The sequence below is a fragment of the Pseudomonas sp. MPDS genome (assembly GCF_013283895.1).
Lineage (GTDB): Bacteria > Pseudomonadota > Gammaproteobacteria > Pseudomonadales > Pseudomonadaceae > Aquipseudomonas > Aquipseudomonas rhizophila.
Map to the genome: position 1 here is coordinate 3,059,314 of NZ_CP054128.1, position 15,466 is coordinate 3,074,779.

Annotated in this window: 14 protein-coding genes; 3 read left to right on the plus strand and 11 right to left on the minus strand. The window is 62.4% G+C overall.

The features are described from left to right. Window positions 1-6: 6 nt before the first annotated feature. Window positions 7-1,074 (minus strand): phosphotransferase family protein, encoded by a 1,068-nt coding sequence (locus HQ912_RS13495; RefSeq protein WP_076384387.1) that lies wholly within the window; start codon window positions 1,072-1,074, stop codon window positions 7-9. Window positions 1,075-1,254: 180 nt separating this feature from the next. Here HQ912_RS13495 and HQ912_RS13500 point away from each other — a divergent pair, with 180 nt between their 5' ends. Further along, window positions 1,255-1,650, plus strand: coding sequence for a DUF4280 domain-containing protein (locus HQ912_RS13500; RefSeq protein WP_047225728.1), 396 nt, complete (start codon window positions 1,255-1,257; stop codon window positions 1,648-1,650). A 144-nt stretch (window positions 1,651-1,794) separates the two neighbouring features. Here HQ912_RS13500 and HQ912_RS13505 read toward each other — a convergent pair whose 3' ends face one another. The 10 genes from HQ912_RS13505 to tssB all read right to left on the minus strand — a co-directional run bounded on the left by HQ912_RS13505 (window position 1,795) and on the right by tssB (window position 13,390). Then, window positions 1,795-2,337: a toxin-antitoxin system YwqK family antitoxin gene (locus HQ912_RS13505; RefSeq protein WP_076384389.1), complete on the minus strand. Its 543-nt coding sequence runs from the start codon at window positions 2,335-2,337 to the stop codon at window positions 1,795-1,797. 13 nt (window positions 2,338-2,350) lie between these two features. Beyond that, window positions 2,351-4,360 carry a type VI secretion system tip protein VgrG gene (gene tssI, locus HQ912_RS13510; protein WP_047225730.1) on the minus strand — a complete coding sequence of 670 codons (2,010 nt, stop codon included), beginning with the start codon at window positions 4,358-4,360 and terminating at the stop codon, window positions 2,351-2,353. Window positions 4,361-4,378: 18 nt separating this feature from the next. Then, window positions 4,379-4,822 (minus strand): hypothetical protein, encoded by a 444-nt coding sequence (locus HQ912_RS13515; RefSeq protein ID WP_047225731.1) that lies wholly within the window; start codon window positions 4,820-4,822, stop codon window positions 4,379-4,381. A gap of 55 nt (window positions 4,823-4,877) precedes the next feature. Beyond that, a complete protein-coding gene (gene tssH, locus HQ912_RS13520) occupies window positions 4,878-7,421 on the minus strand; it encodes a type VI secretion system ATPase TssH (RefSeq protein ID WP_047225732.1) in 2,544 nt (847 codons plus the stop codon). Between the two features lies 1 nt (window position 7,422). Beyond that, the gene (gene tssG, locus HQ912_RS13525) at window positions 7,423-8,448 is read right to left on the minus strand and encodes a type VI secretion system baseplate subunit TssG (RefSeq protein ID WP_160892232.1); all 1,026 of its coding nucleotides are present in this window, start codon (window positions 8,446-8,448) and stop codon (window positions 7,423-7,425) included. Further along, the gene (tssF, locus tag HQ912_RS13530; protein WP_173406897.1) at window positions 8,412-10,202 is read right to left on the minus strand and encodes a type VI secretion system baseplate subunit TssF; all 1,791 of its coding nucleotides are present in this window, start codon (window positions 10,200-10,202) and stop codon (window positions 8,412-8,414) included. Before tssF ends, tssG begins: the two co-directional genes overlap by 37 nt. Further along, entirely contained in the window at window positions 10,186-10,629 is a 444-nt protein-coding gene (tssE, locus tag HQ912_RS13535; protein WP_047225735.1) for a type VI secretion system baseplate subunit TssE, read from the minus strand. The genes tssF and tssE overlap by 17 nt, the downstream gene beginning before the upstream one ends. Before the next feature lie 13 nt (window positions 10,630-10,642). Then, the gene (locus HQ912_RS13540) at window positions 10,643-11,140 is read right to left on the minus strand and encodes an Hcp family type VI secretion system effector (RefSeq protein WP_047225736.1); all 498 of its coding nucleotides are present in this window, start codon (window positions 11,138-11,140) and stop codon (window positions 10,643-10,645) included. A gap of 180 nt (window positions 11,141-11,320) precedes the next feature. Continuing rightward, window positions 11,321-12,802, minus strand: a complete 1,482-nt coding sequence (gene tssC, locus HQ912_RS13545) for a type VI secretion system contractile sheath large subunit (protein WP_173406898.1) — start codon at window positions 12,800-12,802, stop codon at window positions 11,321-11,323. Window positions 12,803-12,832: 30 nt separating this feature from the next. Next, window positions 12,833-13,390: a type VI secretion system contractile sheath small subunit gene (tssB, locus tag HQ912_RS13550; protein ID WP_047225738.1), complete on the minus strand. Its 558-nt coding sequence runs from the start codon at window positions 13,388-13,390 to the stop codon at window positions 12,833-12,835. A 223-nt stretch (window positions 13,391-13,613) separates the two neighbouring features. On the opposite strand from tssB, the gene HQ912_RS13555 reads away from it, so the two are divergent. After that, window positions 13,614-14,075: a hypothetical protein gene (locus tag HQ912_RS13555; RefSeq protein WP_047225739.1), complete on the plus strand. Its 462-nt coding sequence runs from the start codon at window positions 13,614-13,616 to the stop codon at window positions 14,073-14,075. Window positions 14,076-14,127: 52 nt separating this feature from the next. Next, window positions 14,128-15,459 carry a type VI secretion system baseplate subunit TssK gene (gene tssK / locus HQ912_RS13560; protein WP_107322345.1) on the plus strand — a complete coding sequence of 444 codons (1,332 nt, stop codon included), beginning with the start codon at window positions 14,128-14,130 and terminating at the stop codon, window positions 15,457-15,459. The last annotated feature ends 7 nt before the right edge of the window (window positions 15,460-15,466 follow it).

Sequence of the window (15,466 nt, forward strand, 5' to 3'; positions counted from 1 at the left end):
ATGCGCTCAGAGCGTGGATTTGCTGATGACCTGCAGGCTCATCTGCTCCAGCAGTTTGTTCATCTGAACGAACTGCGCGAAGCGTTTGTCCTGGGTCTGGCCATGGAAGAAGCGGTAGTAGATCTGTTGGACGATGCCGGCCAGACGGAACAGGCCGTAGGTGTAATAGAAGTCGAAATTGTCGATGCGGATCCCGGAGCGTTCGGCGTAGTAATCGACGAACTCGCGACGGGTCAGCATGCCCGGTGCATGGCTGGGCTGGCGGCGCATCAGTTGTACCGGGGCCGGATCGCCGGCTTCGATCCAGTAGGCGAGGCTGTTGCCCAGGTCCATCAGCGGGTCGCCAATGGTGGTCAGTTCCCAGTCCAGCACGCCGATGATCTGCATCGGGTTTTCTGGGTCGAGGATCACGTTGTCGAAGCGGTAGTCGTTGTGCACGATGCTGGAGGTGGGGTGGTCGGCAGGCATCTTCTCGTTGAGCCAAGCCTTGACCGCCTCCCATTTCGGCGCGTCCGGGGTCAGGGCTTTTTCGTAACGGTCGCTCCAGCCACGGATCTGCCGGGCCACGTAGCCTTCGGGCTTGCCCAGGTCGGCCAGGCCGCAGGCCTTGTAGTCAACCTGATGCAGTTCGACGAGGCGGTCGATGAAGCTCTTGCACAGGGCTTCGGTACGGGCAGCGTCAAAACCCAGTTCCGGCGGCAGGTCGGAGCGCAGGATGATGCCTTTGACCCGCTCCATCACGTAGAACTCGGCGCCCATCACCGACTCGTCGGTGCAGTGCACGTAGGCTTTCGGGCAATAGGGGAAACCTTCGCGCAACTGATTGAGGATGCGGAACTCACGACCCATGTCGTGGGCGGACTTGGCTTTATGGCCGAACGGCGGACGCCGCAGGACGAATTCCTGTTCAGGGTATTCCAGCAGGTAAGTCAGGTTCGAAGCACCACCGGGAAACTGGCTGATCTGCGGCGTACCGGTCAGGCCTGGAATGTGGGCCTTGAGGTACGGGTCGATCAGACTGGCATCGAGTTCTTCACCGTCGCGGACACGGGTGGACTGATCAGTAAACGCCATGCTTATCCCTTCTGCTTATTTTGGAGGCCATCGATCATTGGCTAATCTAATGGCAGGTGAGAGGCGTCACAAGCACGCCAGGGTCTTATAGGTTAGCGTGTTGCAGGATAATCAGCGGGCCTGATGCCGGGTGGATGAGCTATGGTTTCAGCGTCTGCCGCTTTTCAGGGAGCCATCGCGATGGGATGCCCGCAAGTCTGTGGCACCGCAACCTTGCAATGCAGTTTCGGCGCCGCCCCGGCGGTGCTCAATGTGCTGCCGGTCAATCGGCTGCTGACCGGCGGGATGCCGGCGGCGAATATCATGGATCACATTCCTCTGGTGAACATCACCACCTTCGGCATGTGTCAAAGCCTGGCTAACCCGACCGTCGCCGCTGCGACTGCCGCGGCATTGGGCGTGCTGACACCCATGCCGTGCATTCCTGCCACCGCTACGCCCTGGATCCCCGGCGGCCCACCGACCTTGCTGCTGGGCAACATGCCGGCCATCGATGCCAACAGCACCCTGATGTGTACCTGGGCCGGGGTGATCAAGATCGTCGTGCCGGGGCAGGTGCAGATGCTCATTCCTTGATTGGTTCGGACCTACAGGTAGGGAAGATTTCCTGTGGGAGCGAGCTTGCTCGCGATAGCGGCGGTTCAGTTGGTGGAGATGTTGGCTGTACCACCGTCATCGCGAGCAGGCTCGCTCCCACATGGGTAAGGGGAAAGATAATAATTATGCTTGCGCCGGATCACTCCAGCGCCTGAACCACCAGCGCACCCTGGAAATCGGCTTGCCCTCGGCGTCCAGTGGTCGGCCGTCTTCGGCATAAGCGTGTGCCGGTTCCAGCAGTTGGCCGTTGAGGTAGCGGGCGTCGACGGCGGGGTTGCCATTGGGGTGCATGCGTCGATAACGACCGTCACGCACACCGTCACGATAGAACTCGGACTCGGCCAGTTGCCCATCGGGGAAATAGTTGTTCGCTTCACCGTGCAGCAACCCACCCCGATAAGTGGCCTGGCGCTGCAGCCCGCCTTCGGCGGCGTAGAAGCTTGCCACGCCCTGCAGTTTGCCTTTGACGAAGGGCAACACCGCGGAGACTTTACCGTTGGGGTGATACAGCGTGCTGGTGCCTTGCAGCTCACCTTGCTGATAGTTGAGTTTCGCTTGCGGGCGCTGGGCCTCCTCAATCTGCAGCGGGCCGTCGAGGTGGCCGTCGACCAGTTGCCCGCTCAGGTGACTGTCGCCACGCTCCACGTCGAGTTTTTTCGAGGTCATCGGCGCGCTCCCGTCAGTTGACCTTCACCAGGCCGCCCTTGATGGTCAGCATGCCGCCGCCGTCCACGGTCTGTTCGGCGGCGGCCTTGTTCACCAGGCTGATGCCGGCGTCGTTGGTCAGGGTGGTGCCGGCCTTGTTTTCCAATGACGTACCGGCCTGGTTGCTCAGGGCGGTTCCAGCCTTTTGGCTGATGGACGTGCTGGCCTGGGCCGCCAGGTCGGCACCGCTCTTGATCGCGAAACTGCCGCCGCTTTGCAGGGTCAGGGTGCCACTGACCTTGATGGTCAGGTTGCCGTCCACCGTCAGTTCATAGTTACCGGTGACCTTGTGCGCGTAGTTGCCCCCGGTGCTGTGGTTCTGGTCCGAACCCACGGTCACGGTGCGAGTGTCCTTCACATCGAGGCTGTCGCTGCCGGTCTGGATGGTCACGCTGCGTTTGCCCTTTTCCAGGGTGACGGTTTCGTCGCCTTCCTTGACCGTGCGGGTGCGCGCGTTCTGCACCGTGAGGGTTTCATCGTGACCGACCGTGGCGGTGGTGTCGTTGAGCACGTTGATGTTGAAGTCTTTCTGGGCCTGGAGAAAAACCTCCTCGGCGTCCTTCTTGTCCTCGAAGCGCAATTCGTTGAAACCGCCGCCGCCCTTGGACGAGTTGGTCTTGATCCCGGACTGGGTCTGGTTGGCCGGCAGCGCGTAGGGCAGGGCGTTGTCGCCGTTGTAGACACAACCGGTCACCAGCGGCCGGTCGGGGTCGCCGTCGATGAAGGTGACGATGACCTCCTGGCCGATGCGCGGCACGAACTGCATGCCAAACCCCTTGCCGCTCCAGGGCAAAACCACACGAACCCAGCAGGATGAACTCTCGTCGTTCTTGCCGGTGCGGTCCCAGGGGAACTGCAACTTGATCCGCCCGTATTCGTCGGTCCAGATTTCTTCACCGGCCTTGCCCACCACCAGTGCCGTCTGGGTGTGCATGCGGGGTTTTTGCGTGGTGCGGGGCGGTCGATAAGTCGTGGCCTTGGGAATCGCCTCGAAGCGGTTTCGGTAGCTATCGTGGCTGGCTTCGTGGCTGACCGAGGTCACCACCCAATCGATATTCAGCGTCGAGTCTTCATGGCCGGCGAGGGTGAACCAATACCCCGGCACCAGCCAACGGCAGTCGCTTTCGCCGACAAACCGCTTCTCCTGACTGCGCAGGCCATCCACCCGTTGTTTGGTCAACGCATCGCCCTGGCCCTTGGCGTCATAGCCGCCCGGATGCTCGTATATCGAACTCGGCCCGGCGACGGCTTCGGCCTGGCTGTAGAGCGAAGTCGTTGGCGTGGTGAATTGGTAGTCGGTTGCCTGGTAGACCCCGGCCACCGCTTGCAGGCACACCTGGCCTGAGCGGATGCCATGCAGTTCCCGATCACCTATTTTCTGCCCGAGATAATTCACCGTCGGGCCATTGGGGATCGGCAAGAACGCATCATTGTTGTCAGCCAGCACCAGCGTGTGCGTGCCTTGTTCGTGGCTGAAAAACCAGAAGATTCCGTCTTCTTCCATCAACCGCGAAACAAAGGCCAGATCGGTTTCGCCGTATTGCACACAGTATTCGCGTGGTGTGTAGCTGCCGGTGAGTTTGAGCTGGAAATCGGTGAAACCATGGGCCTTGAAAATCGTGGTGACGATGTCCGAGGTGGCGAGGTTCTGAAACACCCGATTGTTGCTCGCCAGGGTCAGCCACCAAAGCCACGGGCGCAATAAAAGTTGATAGCGTTCGGCGGTGGCGTCGGCGGGGAGCTGGCGGATCTCCGCGACCAGAAAATCCAGCGGGCGCAACAAGGCGTCCTTGTGCAGCGTCATGGTGACATGGCTGGCGACAGCGCTGGTGAGGGTCAGCGAGGGGCCGTCGTTGATGCCGTTGAGGATGTGCGAGCCCAACGCATTGAGGCTCTCTTCGCCGGACAGCGATTCCGGATACAGCGCCGACAGCGTGGCCGCGGTGAGGGAGAGGGTGGTGTTGCTGTCGGTGGAGCGGGGCATTGATTGTCCTCAGCGCCTTTAAATATCGTCAGGAAATCCTTCGACCGGGCCTGCCCATAAACATGACTCAACCGGGAAAGGAACATTGTCCAGTTGATTGGTATTGACCCCAATGCGTTGAGCGCAAATTTTGTCAGGCTCGCCAACTTTTTTAATCTTGATGAATCCGCTATTTACGTAATCATCCACTTTCTTCATCTGTTTTGGTTTTATCCATGCGAGGTTGAAATACAAAACATAGACTTCTGACAGTTTGCTAATGCCGAGTTTTTCTTTTTTCTCTCGTATTTCAGACGGTGGTATGGTCGTTAAATAGAAACCTTCTTCATGCTGCTTTTTGAACCAGGCCCACTTTTGAGGTTGATTCATCGTGCATTTCCACTCCCGGACGGCGGGGGTGCCGATTTGATTATCAGTGATGGATTTGGCCGCTGACTGGGTGGTGTAGTGATAGAACTTCATAAGGGCTCCGGTCCAACTCAGAAAGTCTTAACAGGCGATGAACCACGACGGTTTGTCACTCCAACACCCACTCCGCCAACTTCCCCGTCACCTGCGTCATCAACACATTCTCCACATCCCTTGCTCCTGCCGCGCTGCACTTGGCCAACACGGCCTTGACGATCCCTGCGTCGAACTCGAACTGCTTGCCGGTCGCGGCCTTATACCGCCCACGCAGTTTCTCCAGCTTGGCCAGGACAATGGCTTCCAGCGTCGCCTCATCCAGCGGCCGATACGCCACCACCGTCATGCGCGCCAGGAATGCGGGGCGAAACGCTTGCAGCAAGACTTTATGCAAGGCTTCGTTGAACGCGTCGCTGCCCAGTTGCGCGGCTGGCGTGTCCAGTAGCAGTTCGGCGCCGACGTTGCTGGTGGCGAGCATCACCGTGTTCTTGAAGTCCACCACCAGGCCGGTGCCGTCTTCCATCAGGCCTTTGTCGAAGACGTTGTAGAAGGCCTCGAGCACATCCGGGTGGGCCTTTTCGATTTCATCCAGCAACACCACCGAGTAGGGTTTGCGCCGCACCGCTTCGGTGAGCACACCGCCGCTGCCGTAGCCGACATAGCCGGGCGGGGCGCCCTTGAGCTGGCTGACGGTGTGGGCTTCCTGGTATTCCGAAAGGTTGATGCTGATCAGGTTACGTTCGCCGCCATAAAGGGCATCGGCCAGGGCGTAGGCGGTTTCGGTCTTGCCCACGCCGGTGGGGCCCACCAGCAGGAATACGCCGACCGGCTTCTGCGGATCGGTCAGGCCGGCGCGGTAGGCTTGCAGGCGCTGAGCGATGGTGTTCAACGCGGTGTCCTGGCCCATAACCCGCAGGCCCATGCGCTGACCGAGGGTGCGCACGGCGTGGGCTTCGTCGGCGAGCATCTTGCCTACCGGGATGCCGGTCCAGCCGGCGATCACGGCGGCGACGGTCTTGCTGTCCACCTGTTCGGGTACCAGCGGATCGTCCTGGCGAATGGCATCCAGGCCGGCCTCCAGACGCAGCAGTTCGGCAGCCAGGTGGTCGATGCGGTTATCGATCTCGGTGTCGGGCTTTTCACCGTCGGCGCGCTCGCTCAAGGCCAGCAGCTCGCGGCGGGTGTCGAGCAGTTCGCGCACCGCTTCGCGCTCTTCACCCCAGCGGGTCTCCAGCTCGCGGATGGCCTGCACGTTGCCGCTCGACTCGGTTTCCAGCAGGGTGATGCGCTCGCGGTGATCCAGCCCGGTGGCCTGCTCACGGCGCAAGCGTTCGACTTCGTCCTTGAGGCTGTTCTGGCGGTGGCGCAGGCTTTCCAGGGGCGGCGGCACATCGTGTTGGCCGAGGGCGACCCGCGCGCAGGCGGTGTCGAGCACGCTGATGGCTTTGTCCGGCAACTGTCGCCCGGAAATGTAGCGGTGGGACAGTTTCACCGCCTCCTGAATGGCCGCATCCAGCACGTGTACGCCGTGATGTTGTTCCAGTTTGGTCGCTACGCCACGGAGCATTTCCACGGCGGTGAGTTCGTCCGGTTCTTCGACCTGCACCAGTTGGAAGCGACGGGCGAGGGCCGGGTCTTTCTCGAAGTATTTTTTGTATTCCAGCCAGGTGGTGGCGGCCAGGGTGCGCAGTTCACCCCGGGCCAGGGCCGGTTTGAGCAGGTTGGCCGCGTCGCTGCCACCTTCAGCGCCGCCGGCACCGATCAGGGTATGGGCTTCGTCGATAAACAGAATGATCGGTTTTTCAGCGCTGCGTACAGCGTCAATCACGCCTTTGAGACGCTGTTCGAACTCGCCCTTGACGCCCGCGCCGGCCTGCAACAGGCCCAGATCCAGCACGCGCAAAGTGACCTCCTGCAACGACGGTGGCACGTCGCCTGCGGCAATGCGCAGGGCCAGCCCTTCCACCACGGCGGTTTTGCCGACGCCCGGCGGGCCCACCAGGATCGGGTTGTTCTGCCGACGTCTGAGCAGGATATCGATGCACTGACGAATCTCACCGTCGCGTCCGACGATGGGATCGATGCGTCCGTCCCGAGCGTCGGCGGTCAGGTCCTGGGTGTATTGGTCGAGCACCGGGTCCTGTTTCGGTGGTGCCTCACCGGGTTTTACCGGGCGCACGCCGCCGACATGTTCCCGCGAGCTTTCGGTCCATTCCAACAGATGGGCGCGCAAGGCCTCCCGGGGAATGCGCAGCAGCGACGAGGCACTGTTGAGCAACAGGCTGCGACGCTCATCACGGTCCAGCAGTGCCAGCAACAACAAGCCGGAACGAATGCTGTCCAGGCCCAGCACGCTGGCTTGCACCACGGCGTCCTCCAGCAGGCCGATGGTTTGCGTCGACAGGGCCGGCGTGCGGGTACTGCCGGATTTGAACAGCTCCAGGGCCTTGTTGATTTCTGCCGCCACCGCGTCGCGCTCCAGGCCAAAGCGCGGCAACAGACAGGCGAAGTCACCGCCTTCGATGTCCAGCAGTTCCAGCAGCAGGTGCTCGATTTCCACATAGTGATGGCTGCGTTGCAGGCAGCGTTGCGCGGCGCGTTCCAGGGCGCGACGGTTGTCCGGGTTGAGGCGTCCGATCAGGCTGGCCAGTTCCATTTCAGGCGATCTCCGGCTGACGAAGGCGAGTTTCGATCCGTTGTACGGCAAGGTTCGGCTGGCGTTGCAGGCCACCGTTCCAGCTCAATCGTGGCGGCGCCTGGCGAACCAGTTGCAGTGGCCCGGCGCCACGGATCAGCAGCACCAGGGTGCAATCCAGATCGGGACCGAAGTACAAGGCGTAAAGGCTGGCGAGTAACGGATGGGTCTCGCCGGTGGGCAGCAATGCATTGGCCTGAACCGCGGTCAGCGGGCCGAGGGTCAGGCGCACGCCGGCATGTTCGTCCCAGACCCGAGTGCCGGCGACCGCGCTGTGGCCCAAGCGCAAGTTGCGCCCGCCGGGCTGCAAGCGGCTGCGGCTGGCGGGAGGAATTTCGCGCCAGCCACCTTTGTAGGCGGTCAGTTCCACCGGCAGCCCGAACTGTTCGCGCACGATGGCTGCAAACCCGGCCAAGGAGCGCCGGCCATCGGCGTACAGTGCGGTACACGCCAGCACGCCCGCATCGGGTGCGGCCTGGCGTTCTTGCAACGCCTTGGGCAGCAGGCCGGTCAATGCACGCAATTGCGCCTGCACGGCAGACGCCGCCGGTGCGGTAAAACCCAGGGCGATGCGGTGTTTGCGCATCACTTTGTAGAGCAGGCTGAGCAGACGATGCTGGAACAGGTCGAGAAACTCCGCCGGCGCATGATCGCGCGCCCGTGCCCGTTGTTGCAGCCATTCCTGATAGGCGTAGGGCAAGGGGCCGTCGGGGCCGCCGAGGCCAAAGATCGGCGTGGTCAGGATGGGTGCCGTGCCGGGCTCTTGCTTCAGGCTTTCGACTTCACTGGCGGCGAACAGCGGTGTCAGCGGTCCCCGCAGGCGCAGGGCTTCGGCGTGGGGCGCGGTGCCGCTGCCCAGGGTTTCGGCCTGGGGCTGTTCGCGCTCCAGCACCAGCAATGCCTGAAGCCATTCGAAACGATGCGGGTCGCGCCGCAAACGTTCGCTCAGGTTCAGAGCGTCATGGGTTTGCCGGCTTGGGGTTGCCATGTTTTCACCTCCCTGTCCGATTGAACCAGCACGGTGCGCACGAAACGATTGGCGGTGGCATAGAGGGAAAAGAACTGCGCCAGCACCCCGGAGAACAGCACGGCACTGCTGCCGACGAAGTGTTGCGGGTCCAGTTGCAGGCTTACTTGCAACCCGTTGCGCCACCCGCGCCAGGCGTCTTCGCCGACATGGGCGATGACCCGGTCACAGGCCAGTTCCAGCACCCCGGCGATCTGTCGCCGGGCGCTGGCCTCGTCCCGCAGATTGTGCAATTCGAGAATTTCCCGCAGCGCGTCGAGAGCCTGGGGACCTTCCACCAGCGACAGGTGGTTGAGGGTCAATTGCGACACCAGTCTCCAGCGCGATTCGCCATCCAGGCGTGGCAGGCTCTGCGGGCTGGGCGGGTTGCGCAGGCGAGCCCAGGCCACCGGCCCGGGACGCTCAAAACCCAGCGCGGTGCCGGACGGCAGGCTCTGGGCCAGATGGCGGTTGGTGCACAGCAACTCGGCGGTGAGGCTGTAGTCCCGCGTGTCAGCCAGCGGGTCGAACTGAGTGTCCACCAGGCTGACCATCAAATCGGTGCCCAGGCGATTGGGGCTCATGCCGCTGACTCGCCGCGCATGCCAGTAATAGGCCTGGTCGTTGCCGTGCTGGCTGCCGTAATAGGCCGGCACTTTGCGCACCCCCTGGCTCGACGTCGCGCGCATGCCGCGGATGCTGTGGATCTCGACGCTGTTCTCTCGATGACTGTCGGCCACCAGGCGGTATTCGCTGCGGGTGCCGTCCGGGCGTAGCGGCTCGGACGTCCTGGGGAACAGGTTGATCACTGGCGCGCAGCCCAGGGCGATGTCGCTGGCCTGGAGCGGCAGGCGGCTGATGGGCGCGCGGTCGAACACGATGTACAGGTACAAGGCCTGGCTGTCGCTGGTCGCCCCGGCCAGTGGCAGGTCGAAAAAGCCGAATTTGTCGGGGAAGGCAAAGTATTCCGCCAGCAGGCGCATGCCGGGATGCACCCCGTCCTCGTCCGGCAGCAAGGCTTGATCACTGGCGAAACCGACGATCTCCGGCAGGCCGGTCAGGGGTTCCGGCACGCTGCCCGGTGGGCCGGCCAGGACCTTCACGGCATGGGCGCAGAGCAGGTCATACAGCCAGGCGTTGATCATTGGTGAGGCTGCCAGGTGTACCCGCAGAGAATCGATCCCCAGCGTCGACCATTGGCTTTCCCCCAGGCAACGCAGGTTCAGGCGCAAGGCGGAACGCGCCTGCACCACCCCCGTCAGCGCCTGAGCCTCATCGCTGCCCAGCAGCAACGCTTCACTGACTTCGACCGGCCACAGGCGCACGGCGGCCGTGGTGCGAAAATGAATGCTCTGCCCCTTGTCGGTGGTGACGAACAAGGGCGTGTCCCGGGGCAGGGGATAGCCTTCATTGAGGTTGCCTTTGCTCGGGTCGGGTTCGAACTGCACGATGGCGCAGGACGGCAGAGGACGCAGGGCCAGAGGGTAAAGCTGTTCGAGCAAGGCATCGCTGAACTCGGCGTAGTCGTCGTCCAGTCTTCGCTGCAAGCGGGCGGCCAGCAGTGCGAAGCCCTCCAGCAGTCGCTCGACATGCGGGTCCGGGCATTCACCGGGAGACAGCTCCAGGCGCCTGGCGACCTTGGGGTAACGTTCGGCGAACAGGCTCCCGGCATGCCGCAGCCAGGTCAGTTCACGCTGGTAGTAATCGAGCAGTTGCGGGTCAATCGAGTCGCTCATGTCGTACCTCAAGGCCATCGCCGGCGGGCTCGATGACAAATGCCACGGGCCATGAGTGCTGATCACCGCGCAACTCGCCCAATAGCCGTATGTTCAGTTGCTGGGGATGACCCGGCACAGGGTTGACCTGGACCTCGCCCAATCGCAGGCGCGGTTCGAAGTGGTTGATGGCCTGACGGATCTCGCGGGTCAGTTGGCGACGGTCATCGCTGCGCTGCTGTTGTAGCGCCGTCCAGTCAGCGATGCCGTAATCCAGAATGCTCGGCGGCTCGGTCAGCGCCTTCGGGCCGCGTCGGGTGTTGAACAGGCGCAGCAGTTCGGCATGAACCGAGTCCTGCAGCGCCTGCCGGTCGAACGCCCGCTCAGGGTCTTGCGCCGGGCTGGCCAGGCGTTCGAACAGAGGAGGGCGAAGCCCGAAGCCAGCCATGGGCGCGGCTTCCTTACTTGGTCATCTTGTTGGCCGCCAGGTCCCACGTCGTGCCCGCCGTGCCTTCCTTGGTGCCGTCGTCTTTCTGCGCGGTGAGTTCCCATTTGATCTTGGTGAAGTTCAGCGACAGGGTTTCCACCGGTTTGCCGCCTGTACCGCCACTGACGCTGACGTTGGACAGCACGACGTTGGTCAGGGTGTAGACGATGAACGGCATGATCTGACCGCTGCCTTCGGCAGCGTTGCGACCGATGGTGATGATGGCTTCGGGGATCGGTTTACCGGCGCAGCAATATTCGTTGAGGGTGGGGGTAGAACTGTCGACGAATTTGGTCAGGGTGAATTCGCCGATGTGGGGCCTGCCGGACGTACGTTCCGAGTTGCTGACGTCATTGGTGACTTGCATCGCCACGTTGTGGCTGTAGGACATGACTTCGATTTTGTCCGTGAAGCCCTCGAGCAGGCTGTCGCCCTTGATGTCGCCGCCGAGGTCGAGAATGATCGCATCCATTGTGTGGAACTCCTGAATAAGACGAGATGGGGGGTGCCCAATACCGATCCGTTAAAGACGAACGCCGAACCTGTGGCGAGGGAGCTTGCTCCCGCTGGGTCGCGCAGCGGCCCCCTCTTTTGTGGGACTGCTGTGCAGTCCAGCGGGAGCAAGCTCCCTCGCCACATAGCTACATAGCCGTCAGGCCGCTACCGGCGGCGGCAGGATCGCCACCAGGCGGATCGAAGCAGTCAGCTCCTCCAACTGGAAGTGCGGCCGCAGGAACACCGTGGCCTTGTAGGCCCCTGGCTTGCCCGCCACCTCCGTGACGTCCACCCGCGCTTCGCGCAACGGGTACTGCGCCTTGATCTCTTGCGGCGCGTTGTCGTTGATCAGCACGTAATCGGCGATCCAGTTATTGAGGTAGGTCTGCACGTTGTCGCGGGTCATGAAGCTGCCGACTTTGTCGCGCATGATGACCTTCAGGTAATGGGCGAAACGCGAGGCGGCGAGCACATACGGCAACATCGCCGAGATTCGCGCGTTGGCGTTGGCCTCGTTGGTGTTGTAGAGCTTGGCCTTGTTGGTGGTCTGGCCGCCGAAGAACACTGCCACGTCACTGTTTTTCTTGTGGCACAGGGAAATGAAGCCCAGGTCGTTGAGTTCTTTTTCGCGCCGGTCGGTGATCGCCACTTCGGTCGGGCATTTGAGCGACAGGTCCCCGGAACTGGTGCGGAAGGTATGGGCCGGCAGGCCTGCTACCGCGCCACCGCCTTCGGCCCCGCGAATCGCCGCGCACCAGCCATATTTGGCGAAGGCTTCGGTGATGCGTTGCGACAGCGCCCAGGCGGCGTTGCCCCACAGGTATTTACTGTGGTCGGTGCCGTTGACGTCCTCGACGTAGTTGATGCCTTCCACCGGCAGCGTGTCCGGGCCGTAGGGCAGGCGCAGCAGAAAGTGCGGCAGCACCAGGGACACGTAGCGCGAATCTTCGCTTTCGCGGAACGAGCGCCACTTGATCAGCTCCTGGCTTTCGAAAATCTTCGACAGGTCACGGGGCACGGCCAGCTCGGTGAAGCTGGTCATGTCGAACAACCGGGGGCTGGCGGCGGCAATGAACGGCGCGTGCGCGGCGGCGGCGACGTTCGACAGCTTTTCCAGCAGGCCGATATCCTGGGGGTGGCGTCCAAACGTGTAGTCGCCCACCAGCAGGCTGAACGGATGCCCGCCGAAGGTGCCGTATTCTTCCTCGTAGATCTTCTTGAACAGCGCGCTCTGGTCGAACTCGACGGCTTTTTCCAGATCGTTCTGCAGTTCTTTCTGGGTCACGTTGAGCAAGCGCAGTTTAAGCCGCGTGCTGGTTTCAGTGTTTTGCACCAGCAGATGCAGGCCGCGCCAGGAGGCTTCGAGTTTTTGCAGTTCGGGGTGGTGCAGCACTTCGTTGAGCTGGGCGCTGATCAACTGATCGATCTGGCTGATGCGGTCGTTGATCATGGCCACGGTGTCCTTGTCGATGGCCATGCCTTCGTCGAGGACCTGGGTGGCGAATTCGGCCAGCATGTCGCGGGCGTAGTCCTGCTGGCTGTCGTCGTGGGCCATGCGGCCTTCGGCGATGATCTTGTCCAGCAGGGACAGGGTCTGGGTCGTGCTCTCGCTGGTTTGAGCGCTGGATGAAGCAGGCATGGCTTTATCTCCCTTGAGTGATGAGCGCGATCAGGCCTGTGGTTCGGCCGGGGCTGGGTCATCGTTGGCGGCTTCGGTCGGCAGGTCTTGCGCATCCTGAGGGCGGGCTGACTTGATCTCTTGCAGGCCTTCGGTGTTGGCGATCACGTCGCGCAGCAGCTTGTCCAGGTCGTCGTTGCCATCAAGCTTGGTCAGCAGGTCCCGCAGACGCTGGCGGGCTTCGAACAGCCGGCGCAGGGGCGTGACCTGCTCCACAACCTTGACCGGGTCGAAGTCGTCGATGTGGCGGAAGTTGAGTTCGATGTTGAGCTTGCTGTCGTCACCGCTGAGGGTGTTATTCACCTGGAGCGTGGCGCGAGGGGAGATGGAGGCCAGTACCTCGTTGAAATTGTCGCGATCGATTTCGGTGAAGCGCCGCTCGTTGAGCTTGGGCAGCGGGTCCAGTGGTTTGCCCGAGAGGTCGGCCAGAATGCCGACCACCAGTGGCAATTCTTTCTTTTCGATGGCATTGCCGATTTCCACGTCATAGGTGATCTGGACGCGGGGAGGACGAACTCTGTCGAGCTTGTGCTGGGTACTTTCTGCCATGGCGGCCGACTCCGATGCATGTAGGGAGCAATGCATCGGGGGGCCCGCTCATCGCATTCCCTTGCTGATCCGCAGGTTGCAAATGGAGGGCAGTAGACCTGTCATTCCCTTGACGAACCTGGTGCATTCGACTGTGTGGGTCGAACTACCCAAGACGCTAGAACAGGTCTATAAAAATGCAAGCAAAAACAATTTTTGACCGCTGAGAAAAGGAAGATTCATTTTGCGTGTTCTTTTTTCCGGATTTTTTTTGAGCGTCGCGCTCACCGGTTGTTCGCTGTTTGCTCCCAGTGTCGACCTCGACAGCCTGACCCTGGACGTCGCGCCCCGAGCCAATGACGACACACCCATCGCAGTGGATTTTGTCGCCGTGAACGACCCGGATCTGCTCAAGCAGCTGTCGGGAATCAGCGCACGCCAGTGGTTTGCCGAGCGCGAACAGTTCCAGCGCGACTATCGTCAACTCATGTCGGTGTGGGGGCTGGAGCTGGTGCCGGGGCAATTCATCGACCGCCAACCCTTCCCTCTGGAGGGCAGGCGCGCCGCTGGACTTTTGGTCTTCGCCAGCTATAACACTCCCGGAGCCCACCGGCTTCGGCTGGACGATCAGCGCCAGGCTTGGCTGAAGTTCGAAAGTCGTGAGATGACCCTGGTGAACGATGGCCAGCTTGCCAGTCAGCCTTGAGTGACCGCGGGCCGCCCTGGGGCGGCGTCATTGGGATGTCGAAGGGAGTCGTATGAGTCTGTTACCTGACGCGGTTTGCTGGCACGAGGGCATGCAGTTGCTGCCCCAGCACTTCCAATTGCAAGGCCTGCGCGCTGAAGCCCTGGCCGCGCATTTTGCCGGCGCCTGCAACCCCTGGTTCTGGGGTGTCAGCCAGTTGGAGGTCGACCCTTCGGCCCTCAGCGCCGGCCAGGTCCGGCTGTTGCAGCTACAGGGCACCTTGCCGGACGGGTTGCCGGTCAACGTGCAGGCCGGGGTCGGGCCGACCCTGGAGCTGGACATCACCGAAGCGGTGAACAAGACCGACGACGCGACGGTGACCGTGTACCTGGCCATCAGTCCGCTCTGGCGCGCCGGGCAATTGCTGCCGCTCAAGGGCCGGCTGCAATCGGTAGTGGGTGACGCCTTGCCGGACCTCACCAGCGGCGAGTTCCCCGAGTCCATCACGGTGTGGCGGCCGAACCCTCGGCTGTGCACACAACTGAGCAAGGCCGACTCGATCTGCCTGCCGCTGTTGCGCATCCGCAAGGAGGGCGGCGGTTTCCTGCGGGTGGCCTACACACCGCCGACGCCGATCCTGTTGCCGGAATCGATTCTTGGTCGGCGAGTGGCCGGGCTGTGTGCCAGGGCCCGGGAGAAATGCCTGTTCCTGGCCGGGCGCCTGCGTCAGGCCCAGGCGGCCGGTAACCAGGACGATGCCATGGAGATTCGCCGTCAATTGACTGCGTTGTGGGCGCGTTTGCCGGAAGTCGAAGGCGCGCTGAACACCCGGGTGGCGACGCCCCAGGCATTGCATGGTCTGCTGTTGGGGCTGGCTGGTAGCTGGTCGGCGCTCGATCCGCTGGCCGGTGTCCCGGCCTTTGCGCCATTGGATTTTCTTGAGTTGCAACGCGGCTATGAGCCGCTGCTGGACTGGTTGGAAAACACCCTGGAGCTGGTCCGCGCCGGTTATCGCAGCCTGGCCTTCGAGCGCGATGACCAGGTGTTCTCGATCCAGTTGCCCGACGACCAGCCGAACCAGCGCCTGGTGATCGGCCTGCGTATGCCCAACGGCGCCAGTGAGCAAGCCGCCGCCGAGTGGTTGCGCGGGGCGATCATCGCGTCGGCGCCGCACATCCCGTTGTTGAGTCGCCAACGCATGAGCGGTCTGCCCCATCAGGCCATGAGCCGCAACGAACAGGTGGCCTACAGCGTGGGTGACGACACCCGGTTGTTCGTGGTGGCCGCCAGTGGGCAATGGTTCGATGGGCAATTGCCGTTGCACATCGTAGCGCCGGCCTCGCATCAGGCCAGCAGTCCGTGGCAAGTGGTGTTGTTTGTGGCGCAAGCCGGTGAAAGCGCCTGATCGTAAA